This window comes from Streptomyces phaeoluteigriseus (genome assembly GCF_001896135.2).
Classification (GTDB): domain Bacteria; phylum Actinomycetota; class Actinomycetes; order Streptomycetales; family Streptomycetaceae; genus Streptomyces; species Streptomyces phaeoluteigriseus.
This window is the reverse complement of the sequence record NZ_MPOH02000019.1, coordinates 62,075-77,240: the sequence shown is the minus strand read 5'-3', so window position 1 is coordinate 77,240 and position 15,166 is coordinate 62,075. Positions and strand designations below refer to the sequence as shown.

Annotated in this window: 10 protein-coding genes and 2 pseudogenes; 7 read left to right on the top strand and 5 right to left on the bottom strand. The window is 73.3% G+C overall.

All coding sequences use genetic code 11. The features are described from left to right. Nucleotides 1-84: 84 nt before the first annotated feature. Complete coding sequence (locus tag BM536_RS29915) at nt 85-2,205, bottom strand: DEAD/DEAH box helicase (RefSeq protein WP_245873874.1); 2,121 nt, start codon at nt 2,203-2,205, stop codon at nt 85-87. A gap of 507 nt (nt 2,206-2,712) precedes the next feature. Here BM536_RS29915 and BM536_RS29910 point away from each other — a divergent pair. Further along, complete coding sequence (locus BM536_RS29910; protein WP_211362974.1) at nt 2,713-3,441, top strand: ferritin-like fold-containing protein; 729 nt, start codon at nt 2,713-2,715, stop codon at nt 3,439-3,441. 148 nt (nt 3,442-3,589) lie between these two features. On the opposite strand, the gene BM536_RS29905 is transcribed toward BM536_RS29910, so the two are convergent. From BM536_RS29905 to BM536_RS29890, 4 genes are all read right to left on the bottom strand, one after another. After that, the gene (locus tag BM536_RS29905; protein WP_073493076.1) at nt 3,590-3,859 is read right to left on the bottom strand and encodes a hypothetical protein; all 270 of its coding nucleotides are present in this window, start codon (nt 3,857-3,859) and stop codon (nt 3,590-3,592) included. A gap of 198 nt (nt 3,860-4,057) precedes the next feature. Then, the gene (locus BM536_RS29900; RefSeq protein WP_073493074.1) at nt 4,058-4,285 is read right to left on the bottom strand and encodes a DUF3107 domain-containing protein; all 228 of its coding nucleotides are present in this window, start codon (nt 4,283-4,285) and stop codon (nt 4,058-4,060) included. A 144-nt stretch (nt 4,286-4,429) separates the two neighbouring features. Further along, a complete protein-coding gene (locus BM536_RS29895) occupies nt 4,430-5,071 on the bottom strand; it encodes a TetR/AcrR family transcriptional regulator (RefSeq protein WP_073493073.1) in 642 nt (213 codons plus the stop codon). A gap of 234 nt (nt 5,072-5,305) precedes the next feature. Beyond that, nucleotides 5,306-5,524, bottom strand: coding sequence for a hypothetical protein (locus BM536_RS29890; RefSeq protein WP_073493071.1), 219 nt, complete (start codon nt 5,522-5,524; stop codon nt 5,306-5,308). 198 nt (nt 5,525-5,722) lie between these two features. On the opposite strand from BM536_RS29890, the gene BM536_RS29885 reads away from it, so the two are divergent. The 6 genes and pseudogenes from BM536_RS29885 (at nt 5,723) to moeZ (ending at nt 15,150) form a co-directional block, all read left to right on the top strand. Then, nucleotides 5,723-6,898: an alpha/beta fold hydrolase gene (locus tag BM536_RS29885; RefSeq protein ID WP_073493069.1), complete on the top strand. Its 1,176-nt coding sequence runs from the start codon at nt 5,723-5,725 to the stop codon at nt 6,896-6,898. A 7-nt stretch (nt 6,899-6,905) separates the two neighbouring features. After that, nucleotides 6,906-8,486, top strand: coding sequence for a DUF3152 domain-containing protein (locus BM536_RS29880; protein WP_245873873.1), 1,581 nt, complete (start codon nt 6,906-6,908; stop codon nt 8,484-8,486). A gap of 290 nt (nt 8,487-8,776) precedes the next feature. Beyond that, nucleotides 8,777-10,551: pseudogene (locus BM536_RS43335) on the top strand (DUF3492 domain-containing protein); the annotation flags it as partial. A 1,655-nt stretch (nt 10,552-12,206) separates the two neighbouring features. Continuing rightward, nucleotides 12,207-13,168, top strand: a pseudogene (locus tag BM536_RS29860) (NAD-dependent epimerase/dehydratase family protein). After that, nucleotides 13,156-13,908: a spherulation-specific family 4 protein gene (locus BM536_RS29855; protein WP_073497292.1), complete on the top strand. Its 753-nt coding sequence runs from the start codon at nt 13,156-13,158 to the stop codon at nt 13,906-13,908. The pseudogene BM536_RS29860 and the gene BM536_RS29855 overlap by 13 nt, the downstream one beginning before the upstream one ends. A 63-nt stretch (nt 13,909-13,971) precedes the next feature. Next, nucleotides 13,972-15,150 (top strand): adenylyltransferase/sulfurtransferase MoeZ, encoded by a 1,179-nt coding sequence (gene moeZ / locus BM536_RS29850; protein ID WP_073497294.1) that lies wholly within the window; start codon nt 13,972-13,974, stop codon nt 15,148-15,150. Nucleotides 15,151-15,166 lie beyond the last annotated feature (16 nt).

Below are 15,166 nucleotides of genomic sequence, written 5' to 3'. Positions count from 1 at the left end.
GGCCGGTGCCGGGAACGCCGACGGCCGGCACCCTCCAGCGGGGGAGGTCCGGGCGTCGGACTGTGCCTGTGCCCTGGCGGGCGATCAGCTCTCCGCGGACTCCGCGGCGGCCGTCGCCTTGCGCGGACGCCGGGTCTTCGGCTTGGCCTCGTCGGCAGCACCGGCTTCGGTGACCGTGGCGGCGGCCTTGCGGGTGCGGCGGGGCTTGGTCTCCGGCTCCTGCGCGGCCTGGGCCGGGATGTCGGCGACGGTGGCCGTCACCTCCGGCTGAGCGGCCTTGCGGGTGCGGCGCGGCTTGGCCTCCACGGCTTCGGCCGTGTCGACGGCGACCTCGGCGGCCGGGGCCGCCTTCTTGCGCGTACGACGCGGCGCGGGCTCGGTGGCCACCGCGGCGCTCTCGGCGGTGTCGACCGCGGCCTCGGCTGCGGCCTCGGCCGGGGCCGTCGCCCTGCGGGTGCGGCGACGCGGCCTGGTCTCGGTCGCCTCCGCCGCCGTGTCGACGGCGGCTTCGGCCCTGGGGGCCTCCACGGGCGCCGGGGAAGTCTCCACGGGCGCCTGGGCCGGGATCTGCACCGCGGCCTCGGCTGCCGTCTCCGGCACGCTCACCGGCGCGTCCGCGGTCCTGCGGGTGCGGCGGCGGCGCGGCTTGGCGGTCTCCCCAGCGTCGGGAGCCGGGCTCTCCACGGTCTCCACGACCGCTTCAGCGGCCTCGGGAGCGCTGACCGAGGTCGCGGACGCCGCCGTGGCGACGTCCTGCGCCCCTGTGCCACGCCCACGGCGCCGGCGTCGCGGCGTACGGGACGAGGTCGCGTCCTCCGCGGCGGGTGCCTGCTCGGGTGCGACGGTCGCGGCGGGGGCCGAGGCGTCGAGAACCTCGCCGTTGCGCGTGCGGCGGCGACGGCGCGGCGTACGGGCGGGGCGCTCGCGCTCGGCGGAGCGGGTCTCGTCCCGGGCGCCACCACGGCGGTCACCCCGGTCGTTGCGGTCGCCCCGGCCGCGTCCACCGCGGCCGCCCGGCTCGCCGAGGTCCTCCACCTCCTCCGCGGCGAGTCCGGCGCGCGTGCGCTCCGAACGCGGCAGAACACCCTTGGTGCCCGCGGGGATGGCGAGTTCCTCGAAGAAGTGCGGGGACGTGGAGTACGTCTCCGGCGGGTCGGGGAACCCCAGGTCCAGCGCCTTGTTGATGAGCTGCCAGCGCGGGATGTCGTCCCAGTCGACGAGCGTGACGGCGATGCCCTTCGCACCCGCGCGGCCGGTGCGGCCGATGCGGTGCAGGTACGTCTTCTCGTCCTCGGGGGACTGGTAGTTGATGACGTGGGTCACGCCCTCGACATCGATACCGCGGGCGGCCACGTCGGTGCAGACGAGGACGTCGACCTTGCCGTTGCGGAAGGCGCGCAGCGCCTGCTCGCGGGCGCCCTGGCCGAGGTCGCCGTGGACCGCGCCGGAGGCGAAGCCGCGCTGCTGGAGCTGGTCGGCCAGGTCGGCCGCCGTGCGCTTGGTACGGCAGAACACCATGACCAGGCCGCGGCCCTCGGCCTGCAGGACGCGCGCGACCATCTCGGGCTTGTCCATGTTGTGCGCGCGGTACACGTGCTGCTTGGTGTTCGCGACGGTCGCGCCCGCGTCGTCCGGCGACGTGGCGTTGATGTGCGTCGGCTGCGACATGTAGCGGCGCGCGAGGCCGATGACCGCACCCGGCATGGTCGCCGAGAACAGCATGGTCTGCCGCTTCACCGGAAGCATGTTGATGATCTTCTCGACGTCGGGCAGGAAGCCCAGGTCGAGCATCTCGTCGGCCTCGTCGAGGACGAGCGAGCGGATGTGCTTGAGGTCGAGCTTCTTCTGGCCCGCGAGGTCCAGCAGTCGGCCCGGGGTGCCGACGACGACGTCGACGCCCTTCTTCAGGGCCTCCACCTGGGGCTCGTAGGCCCGGCCGCCGTAGATGGCGAGAACGCGCACATTGCGCACCTTGCCCGCGGTCAGCAGGTCGTTGGTGACCTGCGTGCACAGCTCGCGGGTGGGGACGACGACGAGCGCCTGCGGGGCGTCGGTCAGGTCCTCCGGCTTGGCGCGGCCGGCCTCGACGTCGGCGGGGACGGTGACGCGCTCGAGGAGCGGAAGGCCGAAGCCGAGCGTCTTGCCGGTGCCGGTCTTGGCCTGCCCGATGACGTCCGTGCCCGTCAGGGCCACCGGAAGCGTCATTTCCTGGATGGGGAAGGGGGTGATGATGCCGACGGCTTCGAGGGCTTCAGCGGTCTCGGCAAGAATCCCGAGCTCTCGGAACGTGGTAGTCAGGGTGCTGCCTCTTCTGTGTGCGCGGTGCGAGGCGAGCGCGGGGGTCGTGGCGGACCGTGTCAGGGACGTCGGCCGCCCTTGGGGCGAAACCGGCAAGACGCGGGACCTCTGCCGACGCTCTAGCGTTCGTACCGCTGAGGGGTTCCCTCCGGTCGTCGTACGCGATGTGCCGTACGGCCAGGGAGGGCTGTCGGGTCGGAGCCGATCGGGCCTCCGACCGGGCATCCTCATACGTGCAGCCCGTCGAATATTCGGCAGGCGCATTACCACCATACCCCGGATTCGCGCACATGCGATGGCCGATTCGGTCACGTTGTGGTTGTCACACCGTCGGACACGGTCCTTCGCGTCGTCGTTGTCACACTGATTGACCAGGGACTTCCGTCCCACGACGAGCGGGCTATTGTGCGCTGCATGACGAGCTCTGACAAGCCTGAGAACGCCGCCACCGGTATCGCCGCCCAGGACTGGGCGAAGGCATCCGCCGATCCCCAGTACCGGGCCGCGGTCGTGGACCTGCTCGGCGCTCTGGCGTACGGCGAGCTCGCGGCGTTCGAGCGGCTCGCCGAGGACGCCAAGCTGGCGCCCACGCTGGAGGACAAGGCCGAGCTGGCGAAGATGGCGTCGGCCGAGTTCCACCACTTCGAGCGGTTGCGCGACCGGCTCACGGAGATCGGCGAGGAGCCGACGCGCGCGATGCAGCCGTTCGTCGCCGCGCTCGACGGCTTCCACAAGCAGACCGCCCCCTCGGACTGGCTGGAGGGCCTCGTCAAGGCCTACGTGGGCGACTCGATCGCCAGCGACTTCTACCGCGAGGTCGCGGCCCGTCTGGACACCGACACCCGTGCCCTGGTGCTGGCCGTGCTCGACGACACCGGTCACGCCGGTTTCGCGGTGGACCGGGTGCGCGCGGCGATCGACGCGGACCCGCGCGTGGGCGGGCGGCTCGCGCTGTGGGCGCGCCGGCTGATGGGCGAGGCCCTGTCGCAGTCGCAGCGGGTGGTGGCCGATCGCGACGCGCTGTCGACGATGCTCGTGGGCGGGGTCGCGGACGGGTTCGATCTCGCGGAGGTGGGTCGGATGTTCTCGCGGATCACCGAGGCGCACACGAAGCGGATGGCTGCGCTGGGCTTGGCCGCGTAGCCCTTGCGGGGGGCGTTCGGGGGGCGGGGGGCTGCGGTGCTGCGGGGGGCTCGAGGGCTCGCGGCTGCGGGCCGGTTGTCGCTGGGCGCCGCAGGATCCCGAGCCCCCGCGAGCCGTCCCCGCTGCGGAGCCGTGGGGGCCGTCCTCGCTATGCCGTCGCTGACCGTCGGCGGAGTCTTGTCGCCGGGCGCAGGAGCAGGGAGAGGGAAGCGGTGGAGACGATCACCGCGCCGAGGAGACTCCCGATCGAGGAGCCGGGGCCCAGGGCGGTGTGGGTGACGAAGTCGCCGAACAGGGCTCCGGCGACGCCCGTCGCGAACACCAGGGTGCGGGCCGGGAGCCGGTGGGACAGGCGGTGGATCGCCGCCCACGCGAGCACGAGGCCGAGCACAGCGGAGCCGAGCGCTTCCAACATCATCCGTGGTCCCTCCAGGCGGTCGGGCTGTGCACCAGGGTCGTATGCCCGTCCTACCCGTGACCTGCGGAATGCAATCCTCCCCTGTGGCTTGCTTGTGCTCCATCCGTGGAGGACGCGGTGGGAGCGTGGAGGACCGGGCAGGACGCGGAAGGGGCCCGGCGGCCGAACGGCCGCCGGGCCCCTTCCGTCGAGCGTCGCCTACAGCGCGCCGAAGCCCACCTTGCGCGGGGCCGGCTCGCCCAGCTCCACGTAGGCCAGGCGGTCGGCCGGAACCAGGACCTTGCGGCCGTGCTGGTCCGTGAGGCTGAGCAGCTGCGACTTACCGGCCAGTGCGTCGGCCACCACGCGCTCGACCTCCTCCGGGGTCTGACCGCTCTCCAGAACGATCTCGCGGGGCGCGTGCTGCACGCCGATCTTGACCTCCACGGCTAAGTCCCTCCGACGGTCACGAGGTGCGCGGGCGTCCGCGCCGTACGCTGCACACATTAGCCCGGTGAGGGGACGTACACGGCGCGGCCGTCCACGCCAGGAGCGAACAGCGGGCGGGAACAAACGGCCGGGCCGGTGCGCTCAGTGCTGCTCGGTCCCGTGCAACGGGAATCCGGCGATGCCCCGCCAGGCCAGCGAGGCCAGCAACTGCACCGCCTCGTCGCGCGGGACGCTGCGGTCGCTGTGCAGCCAGGAACGGGCCACCACCTGCGCGAGGCCGCCGAGCCCGGAGGCCAGCAGCATCGACTCCGCACGCGAGAGACCGGTGTCCTCGGCGATGACGTCGCGGATGGCTTCGGCGCACTCGTTGGTGACCTTGTCGACGCGCTCGCGCACGGCGGGCTCGTTCGTCAGGTCCGACTCGAAGACCAGACGGAAGGCGCCGCCGTCGTCCTCGACGTACGCGAAGTACGCGTCCATCGTCGCGCGGACGCGCTGCTTGTTGTCGGTCGTCGACGCGAGCGCGCTGCGCACGGCCTGGATGAGCGACTCGCAGTGCTGGTCCAGCAGTGCCAGGTAGAGGTCGAGTTTGCCCGGGAAGTGCTGGTAGAGCACCGGCTTGCTGACGCCGGCGCGTTCGGCGATGTCGTCCATCGCGGCCGCGTGGTAGCCCTGCGCGACGAAGACTTCCTGGGCGGCGCCCAGCAGTTGGTTCCGTCGGGCACGGCGCGGCAGGCGCGTGCCTCGCGGGCGCGCCGCCTCGGTCTGCTCGATGGCTGTCACGCCGCCTCCCAATGTCGTCCCTCTTGCGGTGTGCCGCCGCGCCGCCATCGTACTTTTCGGTAACCGTGGTGTGCGCGGTGCGAACGCAGAATTTCACGGACCGGACGATGGTAAAAGCCGTGGATATGGTTTCGAACCGGGGCGTTGTGGGCAGAATCGTGCTCCGCTCCAGCTCGACGCGACGGTGATCGCCGGCGTTTCCCTATCGTTTCGCGGCGGTGGTCCTCGGTCTCCTCAGCGGTAGTCGTCCTCGTCGAGCGTGACGACACGCGCCTGTTCGGCGAGGTCGGCCTCGTTGGCCCGGCTGGGGTCGACCCCCTCCAGCGAGTCGTCACTCTCCGGTGCGATGTCGGCCTTCTGCTCGGCGGCGTCGTTCTCCGGCGCCTCCACGCCGATCTCCGCGGAGTCCTCCTCGTCCGTGAACGTCTCCGGATCGGTGGGGTCGATGGCCATGACGGGCTCCCTTCCTACGAACGTCCCTGGAAATGCAGGGGCCACACGCGGGTGCCCTCTGTACGAGCCTAGGAGACACCCTTTTCGGACGCTATGCGATGTGCCCAGGAATCGAGCAGCCATCTGCGCGACGCGCGGTCGGCCTCTTGTGACGCCGAACACACGGGTCCCCGCGTGATCGTCTCGTAACATTGCGGCATGTCTTCGACAGAGCTGCCGTCCGTGCCGCCCACCAGCGTGCTGCCGAAGGCCGCGTCGGTCCGGGTCGCCGAGGGCGAGAGACTGCGGTCGGTCCGCCTGCCCGGCGTCACCCTGACGGTCCGCTCCAGGCCGCCCACGCGCGCGGGACTGCAGCCCGCGTTGTGCGTCCACGGCCTCGGGGGTTCCTCGCAGAACTGGTCCGCGCTGATGGCGCAGCTCGACGGCGTCGTCGAGAGCGAGGCCGTCGACCTGCCCGGATTCGGCGACTCGCCGCCGCCGGACGACGGCAACTACTCCATCACGGCACACGCGCGTGCCGTGATCCGTCACCTCGACGCGTCCGGCCGTGGACCCGTCCACCTCTTCGGCAACTCGCTCGGCGGCGCGGTGTGCACGCGGGTCGCGGCGGTCCGCCCCGACCTCGTCCGGACGCTCACCCTCGTCTCGCCGGCCCTGCCGGAGCTGCGTATCCAGCGCACGGCGGTGCCCACAGGGCTGCTCGGCATGCCCGGGGTGGCCGCGCTGTTCACCCGGTTCACCCGGGAGTGGACGGCCGAGCAGCGCGTCCGCGGTGTGATGGCCCTCTGCTACGGCGACCCCGGGCGGGTCACCCCGGAGGCGTTCGGGTACGCCGTGGAGGAGCTCGAGAGGCGGCTGCGGCTGCCGTACTTCTGGGACGCCATGACGCGCTCAGCGCGCGGGCTGGTCAACGCCTACACGCTGGGCGGTCAGCACGGCCTGTGGCGTCAGGCCGAACGCGTCCTCGCCCCGACCCTCCTCGTCTACGGCGGCCGCGACCAGCTCGTCGGCTTCCGCATGGCCCAGCGGGCGGCCCGCACCTTCCGCGACTCCCGCATGCTCACCCTGCCGAACGCGGGGCACGTGGCGATGATGGAGTACCCGGAGACGGTCGCCACCGCCTTCCGGGAGCTGCTGGAGGAGACGATCGGGCGGGGCGAGCGAGGATCTCGCACGGAGTCGGAGGCCGGACCCGATACGGGCGCGCGGCCGGATACGGACCTCGGTCCGACGCTCGGCACGGGTACCGGGGTGCGGCCGGATGCCGACCTCGGGTCGAGGCCGGATGCGGGGCCGGAGTCAGGCTCGGGAACGGGGTCGAGCTCCGGGGCGTTCTCCGAGCGGGCCGGTGGATCCGCGGGTTCGGGGAGCTGAGGGGGTCGTGGGACGTCACAGTCGACGCGGGTCCGCGCCCAAGAACGCACCACAGAAGGGCACCGGCGGTGCCTCCCCGGAAGCCGTGCCGGGCGTGGCGCGGGGCGGCCCTCCCCAGGGCGAGGACCGGCCCGCCGCCGGACCCTCGGCGAAGCCCGGGTATCCCGACGGCACCCCGGCACGCGGCCTGCCCCGGCTTCCCGACGGGACCCCGGCTCGCGGCATGCCGAGACTTCCCGACGACACCCCCGCTCGCGGCGTGCCCCGGCTTGCCGACGGGACCCCGGCTCGCGGCGTGCCCCGGCTTGCCGACGGCCCCCCCGCTCGCGGCCTGCCCGTGCCGGGCGGGCGCCGCACCCCCGAGGGAACCCCGCCGCACGGCACCCCGCAGGTCCGCGGCGGGCACCCCGAGCAGCGTGAGGCCGGGGGAGCCTGGGGCGCGCTGAAGGGCCGTACGGCCAGCGGTTCCGGTCCGCTGATCCCGCGACAGCGACCCGAGTCCGCGGCCGGGTCCCGGCAGCGGCGGACGGATTCCGCGGCGGGACCGCGCCAGGACTACCTCGACGCCTTCACCGGGGACGACGACGTCTTCGCGCGCCGCGTCCCCGTGGCCGCCGCCGCGGTCACCGCGCTCGCCACCGACCCCTACGTCGCCCCGCGCCCCACCGACGCCTACGTCTCCGTCACCGACTGGGACAGGAGCCCCCGGCCGACTCCCGCGGGCGGCGGGGCCGGCGGAGCCGACGGCGAGCCGCCCACCGGTGAGCCGGCGGCCAGGGGCGGCAAGGGCCGGGCCTTCACCGGTATCGCGGCCGCCGCCGTCACCACGGTGCTCGCCATCGTCGTCGCCGGCCAGGTCACCGACGCGCGCGACGACGACTCCCTCCAGTCGCAGTCCACGGCCGACAAGGCGGCCCGGGACGCCCGCGACGCCACCGCGCGCGACGCCGAGCGGCCGAGCCCGTCGGCGTCCCCCAGCGTGGTCCAGCTGACGTACGACCAGAAGATGACCGTGCGCTACCCGCTCGGGGCCACGTTCGCGGGGTCGGGGAAGTTCGACGCCGTACCCGGTATCGACAAGGCGCCCGGCAAGGGCCAGAAGTACACCTACCGCGTGGACGTCGAGCAGGGGATCGGCCTCGACGGCGCAGTGTTCGCGCAGGCCGTGCAGAAGACGCTGAACGACGACCGCAGCTGGGCCCACAACGGCGCGCGGACCTTCGAGCGCATCCACTCGGGCGAACCCGACTTCGTCATCACGCTCGCCAGCCCCGGCACCACCGCCGAATGGTGCGCGAAGTCCGGCCTGGACACCACCGAGGACAACGTCTCGTGCGACTCGGCCGCCACCGAACGCGTGATGATCAACGCCTACCGGTGGGCGCAGGGATCCCAGACCTACGGCGATCAGATGTACGCCTACCGGCAGATGCTGATCAACCACGAGGTGGGCCACCGGCTCGGCTACGGCCATGTCACCTGTGACAAGGACGGCGACCTCGCCCCGGTCATGCAGCAGCAGACGAAGTTCCTGGAGTACGACGGGATCCGCTGTCTGCCCAACCCCTGGCCGTACCCGAACAGCTGACGAACGGCCAGGAGCCTCTGCGGGGCGCCCGGAGGGCGCCTGCACGCCCCCCGCGGTGTCACGGTTCGCGCTCGTCCGATCTCTTAGCGCGACGGAACGCCCGCCGTACGGGAAAGTTACGACCGTTCACCCCTTTTGGTGGTGCGACGGACAACCGTCCGTCGCACCACCGCCTTGTCCGCATACGTTCGTCCCGCTGCGAGCCGTCGGGTCAACGGCGGCTCCCCAAACGGGAGATCGGGGGTGCACACGTGCGCATCGGACTGATTACGGAGGGTGGCTATCCGTATGTGAGCGGTGACGCGGGACTCTGGTGCGACCGGCTCGTGCGCGGGCTCGGGCAGCATGAGTTCGAGGTCTACGCGCTCAGCCGCAGCGAGCGCCAGGAGGCCGCCGGCCAGGTCGCGCTGCCGCCGCACGTCACCCGCGTGCGTACCGCACCGCTGTGGACCGCCGAGGGCGACGGGGTGGTGCACGGACGGCGTGCGCGCCGGCGTTTCACCGAGCACTACGGCGCGTTGGTGTCCGTGCTGTGCGAGGGCGCGCCCGCCGACGTGGGGACCGACCGTGCCAGCCCCCAGGCGGACCGTTTCGGCAACGCGTTGTACGGGCTCGCGGAACTCGCTCGCGACGAGGGCGGCCTGGTGGGCGCGCTCCGTTCGGAGGGCGCCGTGCGCGCTCTGGAGCGCGCCTGTCGTGCGCCCGGCGCGGTCGGTGCGGCGCGAGAGGCGCGCGTACCCGATCTCCTCGCCGTCACCGGCCACCTCGAACACGCCCTGCGCCCCCTCTCGCTCGACTGGTACGAGGACGACGGGGACGACGGGCTCGGCTCGGTCGACCTCTGCCATGCCGCGTCGGGGGGTGCGGCGGCGCTTCCGGGCCTGCTCGCCCGTCACTTCTTCGGGGTGCCGCTGCTGGTGACGGAGTACGGGGTCCGCTTGCGGGCGCACTATCTGGCTGGGGCTGGGGCTGGGGCTGGCGGGCTCGGGCTCGGGCGGGGGGCGCGGCTGTCTCTGCCGGAGCGGCTTCGCCGTCGGGCGCGGCGTCGGGTCCGGCGCATGGCCCGTCGCAGGGCCCCGTGCAGGTGCCGGTACCGGAGGGTGCCCCGGCCGTACGGTCGCTGCTCGCGGCCTTCCACGGGCGGCTCGCCGCCGAGGTGTACCGGCAGGCGGCATGTGTCACGTCCGGCAACGCGCACGCCCGCCGCTGGCAGGAACGCTGCGGTGCCGACCGGGCCAAGCTGCGGACGGTCCACCCGGGCATGGACGCCTCCCGCTTCGCCGAGGTCGGGGACTCCCCGGACGCCGCCGACCCGCGCGCACTGGTCTGGGTCGGCAGGGTGGAACCGGCGAAGGACCTGGTGTCCCTGCTGCACGCCTTCGCGGAGATCCGCAAGGAGGAGCCCGGGACCCGGCTGCGGATCTTCGGCGCGTCCGCCGGGGCGGAGGGCGAGGCCTACCTCGGCCACTGCCGGATGCTGGCCGCGCAACTCTTCCCCGACGAGGCGGCCGGACCGCACTCCGTCGGCGACAACCCGGTCTCCTTCGAGGAGATCGGCGGCCCGGAGGTGCCCGGACTCGCCGAGGCGTACGCGGCCGGTGCCGTCGTCGTCCTGTCCAGCGTCGTCGAGGGGTTCCCGGCCGGCCTGGTCGAGGCGATGTTCAGCGGGCGCGCGACCGTCTCCACGGACGTCGGCGCGGTGGTCGAGGTCATCGGCGGTACCGGACTCGTCGTCCCGCCGCGCAACCCGCGGGCGCTCGCGGAGGCGTGCGTGGCTCTGCTGCGCGACCCCGCGCGCCGTGCACGCCTGGGTGCCGCCGCCCGCGCACGCGCCCTCGAGCTGTTCACCGTCGAGCAGAACACCGCGGCATTTCACGGCATTTACCTGGAGGTCGTCTCCCGGAGTCCGGTCCGCCGGGGCGTTTTCGACGCGGCCGGCGAACCCCGGCCCTTCGCGGTCCCGGCCGAGGCCTGGCTGCCGGGCCGGTGGACCGGCCTCGGCGGACGGGCCGTCCCCCGGTACCCGTCCGCCTGGACGGCGGGACCGCCGGTGCGGGGTACGGCGGCTGCGCGCGGTTCCGTCGCGGCGCCTGCCTCGTCGGCGCCCCCGCACCACCGCCGCCGCCCCCCGCTCCCGCCGTCGCGACCGAGGGGGCCCGATGAGCGGCCTGGGCGAACTCGACCGCCCCCGCGACCCCGGCGAGCCCCCGGTGCCCGGGACGAACGGTCGGGCGAGTGGCTGGTGAGCGAGGACACCGCTCCCAGCACCGACGCGCGGCACGACTCCGGTGGACCGGCGGTGGACACCCCCGCCGAGAGCCCCCTGCCGGCCTCCGACGCACGCCCCCGCCCGGGTTCCGGCCCCGTCGCGCCCCGGCGAGGCGGCGCAGTGGACCCGGTGAAGGCGCTGATGCACCGGCACCGTGAACTGTGCGAGCGGGCGGTCGATCCGCTGGAGATCGCGGCGGGCCTGGAGGCCCACGGCGTGACCGACCGCACGGCCGCGCGGTTCCGGCACCGGGACGTCTTCTCCCTCGCGGAGGAGATGTACGCCCGCGTCCCCCGCGACGGCGACACACCCCCGCGCCCGGAGTCCGCTCCGGCGCCGCGGGCCCGCCTGGACTGGGCGCTGCTCACCCTCCTGCCGGGCGCCCTGACCACCGCGACCGTCGTCGGCCTGCGTCTCACCCACGGTCAGGCCCGCCTCCTCGCGGTCACCGCAGGCGTCCTGGCCGTGGCTCTGGCGCTGCGGGCCGCGCTCCGCCGGGGCCCGCTGAGCCGACGCCGAGGCCGGCCCTCGTCGAGCCCACGCGGCGGCCCACACCCCGGCCGACACCGTACCGGCGGCTGGACCTGCTGGCTCCTCACCTACGCCGCCCTCGGCGACGGCCTGCTGCGCGCCGCGGCCGACGGTGGCCCCGACGGCCTGCCCACCGGAACGGCCGACGGCCCCTGGCCACTCGCCACCGCCCCGCTCGTCACCCTCGCGCTGGCCTGCGCACCCGCCGCCTGGTGCGCGCACCTTCTCGCCGTGAGCGCCCGGCGCAGGCTCGGCACCAGCCGAGGCCTGGACGAGTTCGTCGCCTCCGTACGGCCACTGCTGCTCGGCATCCTCGCCCTGTTCCTGTGCGCCCTCGTGCTCCTCACCGGCGCCTGCGCGGCTGTCCTCGGTGAACCCGCCGCCTACGCGGGGACGCTCACCCTGGGCGCGCTCCTCCTCCTCTCCCGCCTGCTCACCGTCCACGGCTTCACCCACGCCCCGGCCGTCGTCCTCAGGGCGGCGGGTGCGGCCGAGGCGATCGCCCTGGCCACGCTTCTCGCGGGCCGCCTGCCCCGCTGCGGCTTCCTGGCCGCACCCGTGGACACCCTCCTGGCCGCCTGGGGTCCCGCCGGAGTCCCCGCCCTAGCCTGCGGGGCGGCGGCCCTCACCCTGCTGATCCACGCGACCCGCACCCTCACCAGGGCCTCGGCCCACGCGCGAACGGACCAGCCGTGCTGACCCGACGCCGTCCGCCCGCACCCGAACACCGCGCGCCGCGCCACCCCCACCGTCGCACGGACCGCACGACGCACGCGCTCCTCCACCCATGAAATCCCCCTAAGGAGAGACCAGATGACCACCTCCCGATCCGGAGCGACCGGAGTCACCGGGGCACCCGCGGTCGCAGGAGCCCGCGCGGTCACAGGAGCAGCCGCGGCGAGCACCCCGGGGGCCGCGCGATGAGGGTTTTGCTGACCGGAGCCAACGGCTACATCGGCCGCTTCGTCGCCGACCGTCTGCTCGCCGACCCGGCCGTCCAGCTCACCGCGCTCGGCCGCGGCGACGACGCCGACGTCCGCTTCGACCTCGCGAGCGGCAGCCCGGGCGCCCTCACCCGCTTCCTCGACGCGGTCCATCCCCAGGTCGTCGTCAACTGCGCGGGCGCCACCCGCGGCGGAGCCCGGGAACTCACCCGGCACAACACCGTCGCCGTCGCCACCGTCTGCGAGGCGCTGCGCCGCAGCGGCTGCGGCGCCCGTCTCGTCCATGTCGGCTGTGGCGCCGAGTACGGCCCCAGCCAGCCCGGTTCCTCCACCGCCGAGGATGCCGTCCCACGCCCCGGCGGTCCGTACGGCGTCAGCAAGCTCGCCGCCACCGAACTGGTCCTCGGCTCCGGCCTGGACGCGGTCGTGCTGCGGGTGTTCTCCCCGGCCGGCCCGGCACCCCCGCCGGCTCCCCGCTGGGCCGGCTGGCCGAGGCGATGCGCCGCGCCATGCAGTCGGGTGACGGTGAGCTGAAACTCGGCGGACTCGGCGCCCAGCGCGACTTCATCGACGTCCGTGACGTCGCCCGCGCCGTGCACGCCGCCTCGCTGTCCGCCGCACAGGGCGTCATCAACATCGGCTCGGGCCGCGCCGTCCGGCTCCGGGACGCCGCCGTCGTCCTCGCGCGTGTGGCCGGATACGGCGGCACCCTCCACGAACTGGACGGCCCTCCCGGCGGCCACCTCAGGCCGACCATCGGCCACCCGCGCCCCGACTCCGACCACGTGGCCCCGGTCGCGTACCCGTACCCCGACGGGTGCGGCAGCTGGCAGCAGGCCGACGTCCGTACCGCCCGTGACCGGCTGGGCTGGCGCCCCCGGATCAACCTCGAGGAGTCGCTCGCCGACATCTGGATGGAGGCGGCATGCCGTATCTGACCGGAACCCGGCTGGGCACCGCGAGCACCGACGTCCGCGCCGGGTTCGGCGTCCCCGGCTTCGCGCACCCCCTCGTCGCGCCGGTCGAGTGGGGCGAACTCGCCCGCCCCGGCAGGCCCGTGCACTGGGTCGTCCTCAACGTCGCCGACGGCGGCCCCGGTGTCCGCCCCGACCCGCACTGCCTGGAGGCCGCGGGCCGACTGCGCAACGCGAACGTCCGCGTCCTCGGACACCTCGACGCCGTCCACGGCGCCCGGCCCTTCGCCGAGGTGATCTCCGACGCCGGCCGCTACCTCGACTGGTACCAGGTCGACGGCTTCCTCCTGGACCGCTGCCCGACCGATCGCGACGCGCTCCCGGAGATCCGCCGCACGGTCGGTATCCTCCGCACGCTCCGTGACACGCCCCACATCGTCCTCGGGCACGGCACCCATCCGCACCCCGGATACGCGGAGAACGCCGACCAGCTCGTCACCTTCTCCGGGCCCTGGAGCGACTACCGCTGGTCGCAGGCGCCCGAATGGACCGCTGACCACCCGCCCGAGCGGTTCTGCCACTTCGTGCACGGCGTGCCCCGCGGGCATCTCGACGAGGCGCTGCGGATCGCCCGCTGGCAGGGAGCGGCGACGATCTGGTTCACCGACCGTCACGATCAGGACGGCGCGTTCGACCCGTGGGAGACCATGCCCGGCTACTGGGACGAAATCGTCTCGCGTGTCGGAACAGGTGTCTCGGAATGAAGGAGGCCATGGCAGTGTTACGCGGAGAACAACTGTAGTGATTGACCGACCAACGGAGTCCCCGTGTCGCTGCCACCCCTGGTCGAGCCGGCTGCCGAGCTCACCGTAGACGAGGTCCGCAGGTACTCCCGCCACCTGATCATCCCCGACGTCGGGATGGACGGGCAGAAGCGGCTGAAGAACGCCAAGGTGCTGTGTGTGGGCGCCGGCGGCCTGGGCTCGCCGGCGCTGATGTACCTGGCCGCGGCGGGCGTGGGCACGCTCGGCATCGTGGAGTTCGACGAGGTCGACGAGTCGAACCTCCAGCGCCAGATCATCCACAGCCAGGCCGACATCGGCCGCTCCAAGGCCGTGTCCGCCCGCGACTCCGTCCTCGGCATCAACCCGTACGTGAACGTGGTCCTTCACGAGGAGCGGCTCGAGGCCGACAACGTGATGGACATCTTCAGCCAGTACGACCTGATCGTCGACGGCACGGACAACTTCGCGACCCGCTACCTGGTCAACGACGCTGCCGTGCTGCTGAACAAGCCGTACGTGTGGGGCTCGATCTACCGCTTCGACGGTCAGGCGTCCGTCTTCTGGTCCGAGCACGGTCCCTGCTACCGCTGCCTCTACCCGGAGCCCCCGCCCCCCGGCATGGTCCCCTCCTGCGCCGAGGGCGGCGTGCTGGGCGTGCTGTGCGCGTCCATCGGTTCCATCCAGGTCAACGAGGCCATCAAGCTCCTCGCGGGCATCGGCGAGCCGCTCGTCGGCCGCCTGATGATCTACGACGCCCTGGAGATGCAGTACCGCCAGGTCAAGGTCCGCAAGGACCCCGACTGCGCGGTCTGCGGCGAGAACCCGACCGTCACCGAACTCATCGACTACGAGGCCTTCTGCGGCGTCGTGTCCGAGGAGGCCCAGCAGGCGGCCGCCGGTGCGACGATCACTCCGAAGCAGCTCAAGGAGTGGATCGACGACGGCGAGAACATCGAGATCATCGACGTCCGCGAGCCGAACGAGTACGAGATCGTCTCCATCCCCGGCGCCAAGCTGATCCCGAAGAACGAGTTCCTGCTCGGCACCGCTCTGGAAGGCCTGCCCCAGGACAAGAAGATCGTCTTGCACTGCAAGACGGGTGTCCGCAGTGCGGAAGTCCTCGCGGTGCTGAAGTCCGCGGGCTTCGCGGACGCCGTCCACGTCGGTGGCGGTGTGATCGGCTGGGTCAACCAGATCGAGCCGAGCAAGCCGGTCTACTGAGCCGACCTGCCTGCCT

Bases quoted from the DNA above. Each gene is read 5' to 3' on its own strand.
- BM536_RS29890 (WP_073493071.1), bottom strand. From the start codon at position 5,524: ATGGCCATCGACCCCACCGATCCGGAGACGTTCACGGACGAGGAGGAC.
- BM536_RS29885 (WP_073493069.1), top strand. From the start codon at position 5,723: ATGTCTTCGACAGAGCTGCCGTCCGTGCCGCCCACCAGCGTGCTGCCG.
- BM536_RS29855 (WP_073497292.1), top strand. From the start codon at position 13,156: ATGCCGTATCTGACCGGAACCCGGCTGGGCACCGCGAGCACCGACGTC.
- BM536_RS29910 (WP_211362974.1), top strand. From the start codon at position 2,713: ATGACGAGCTCTGACAAGCCTGAGAACGCCGCCACCGGTATCGCCGCC.
- BM536_RS29915 (WP_245873874.1), bottom strand. From the start codon at position 2,205: ATGACGCTTCCGGTGGCCCTGACGGGCACGGACGTCATCGGGCAGGCC.
- BM536_RS29905 (WP_073493076.1), bottom strand. From the start codon at position 3,859: ATGATGTTGGAAGCGCTCGGCTCCGCTGTGCTCGGCCTCGTGCTCGCG.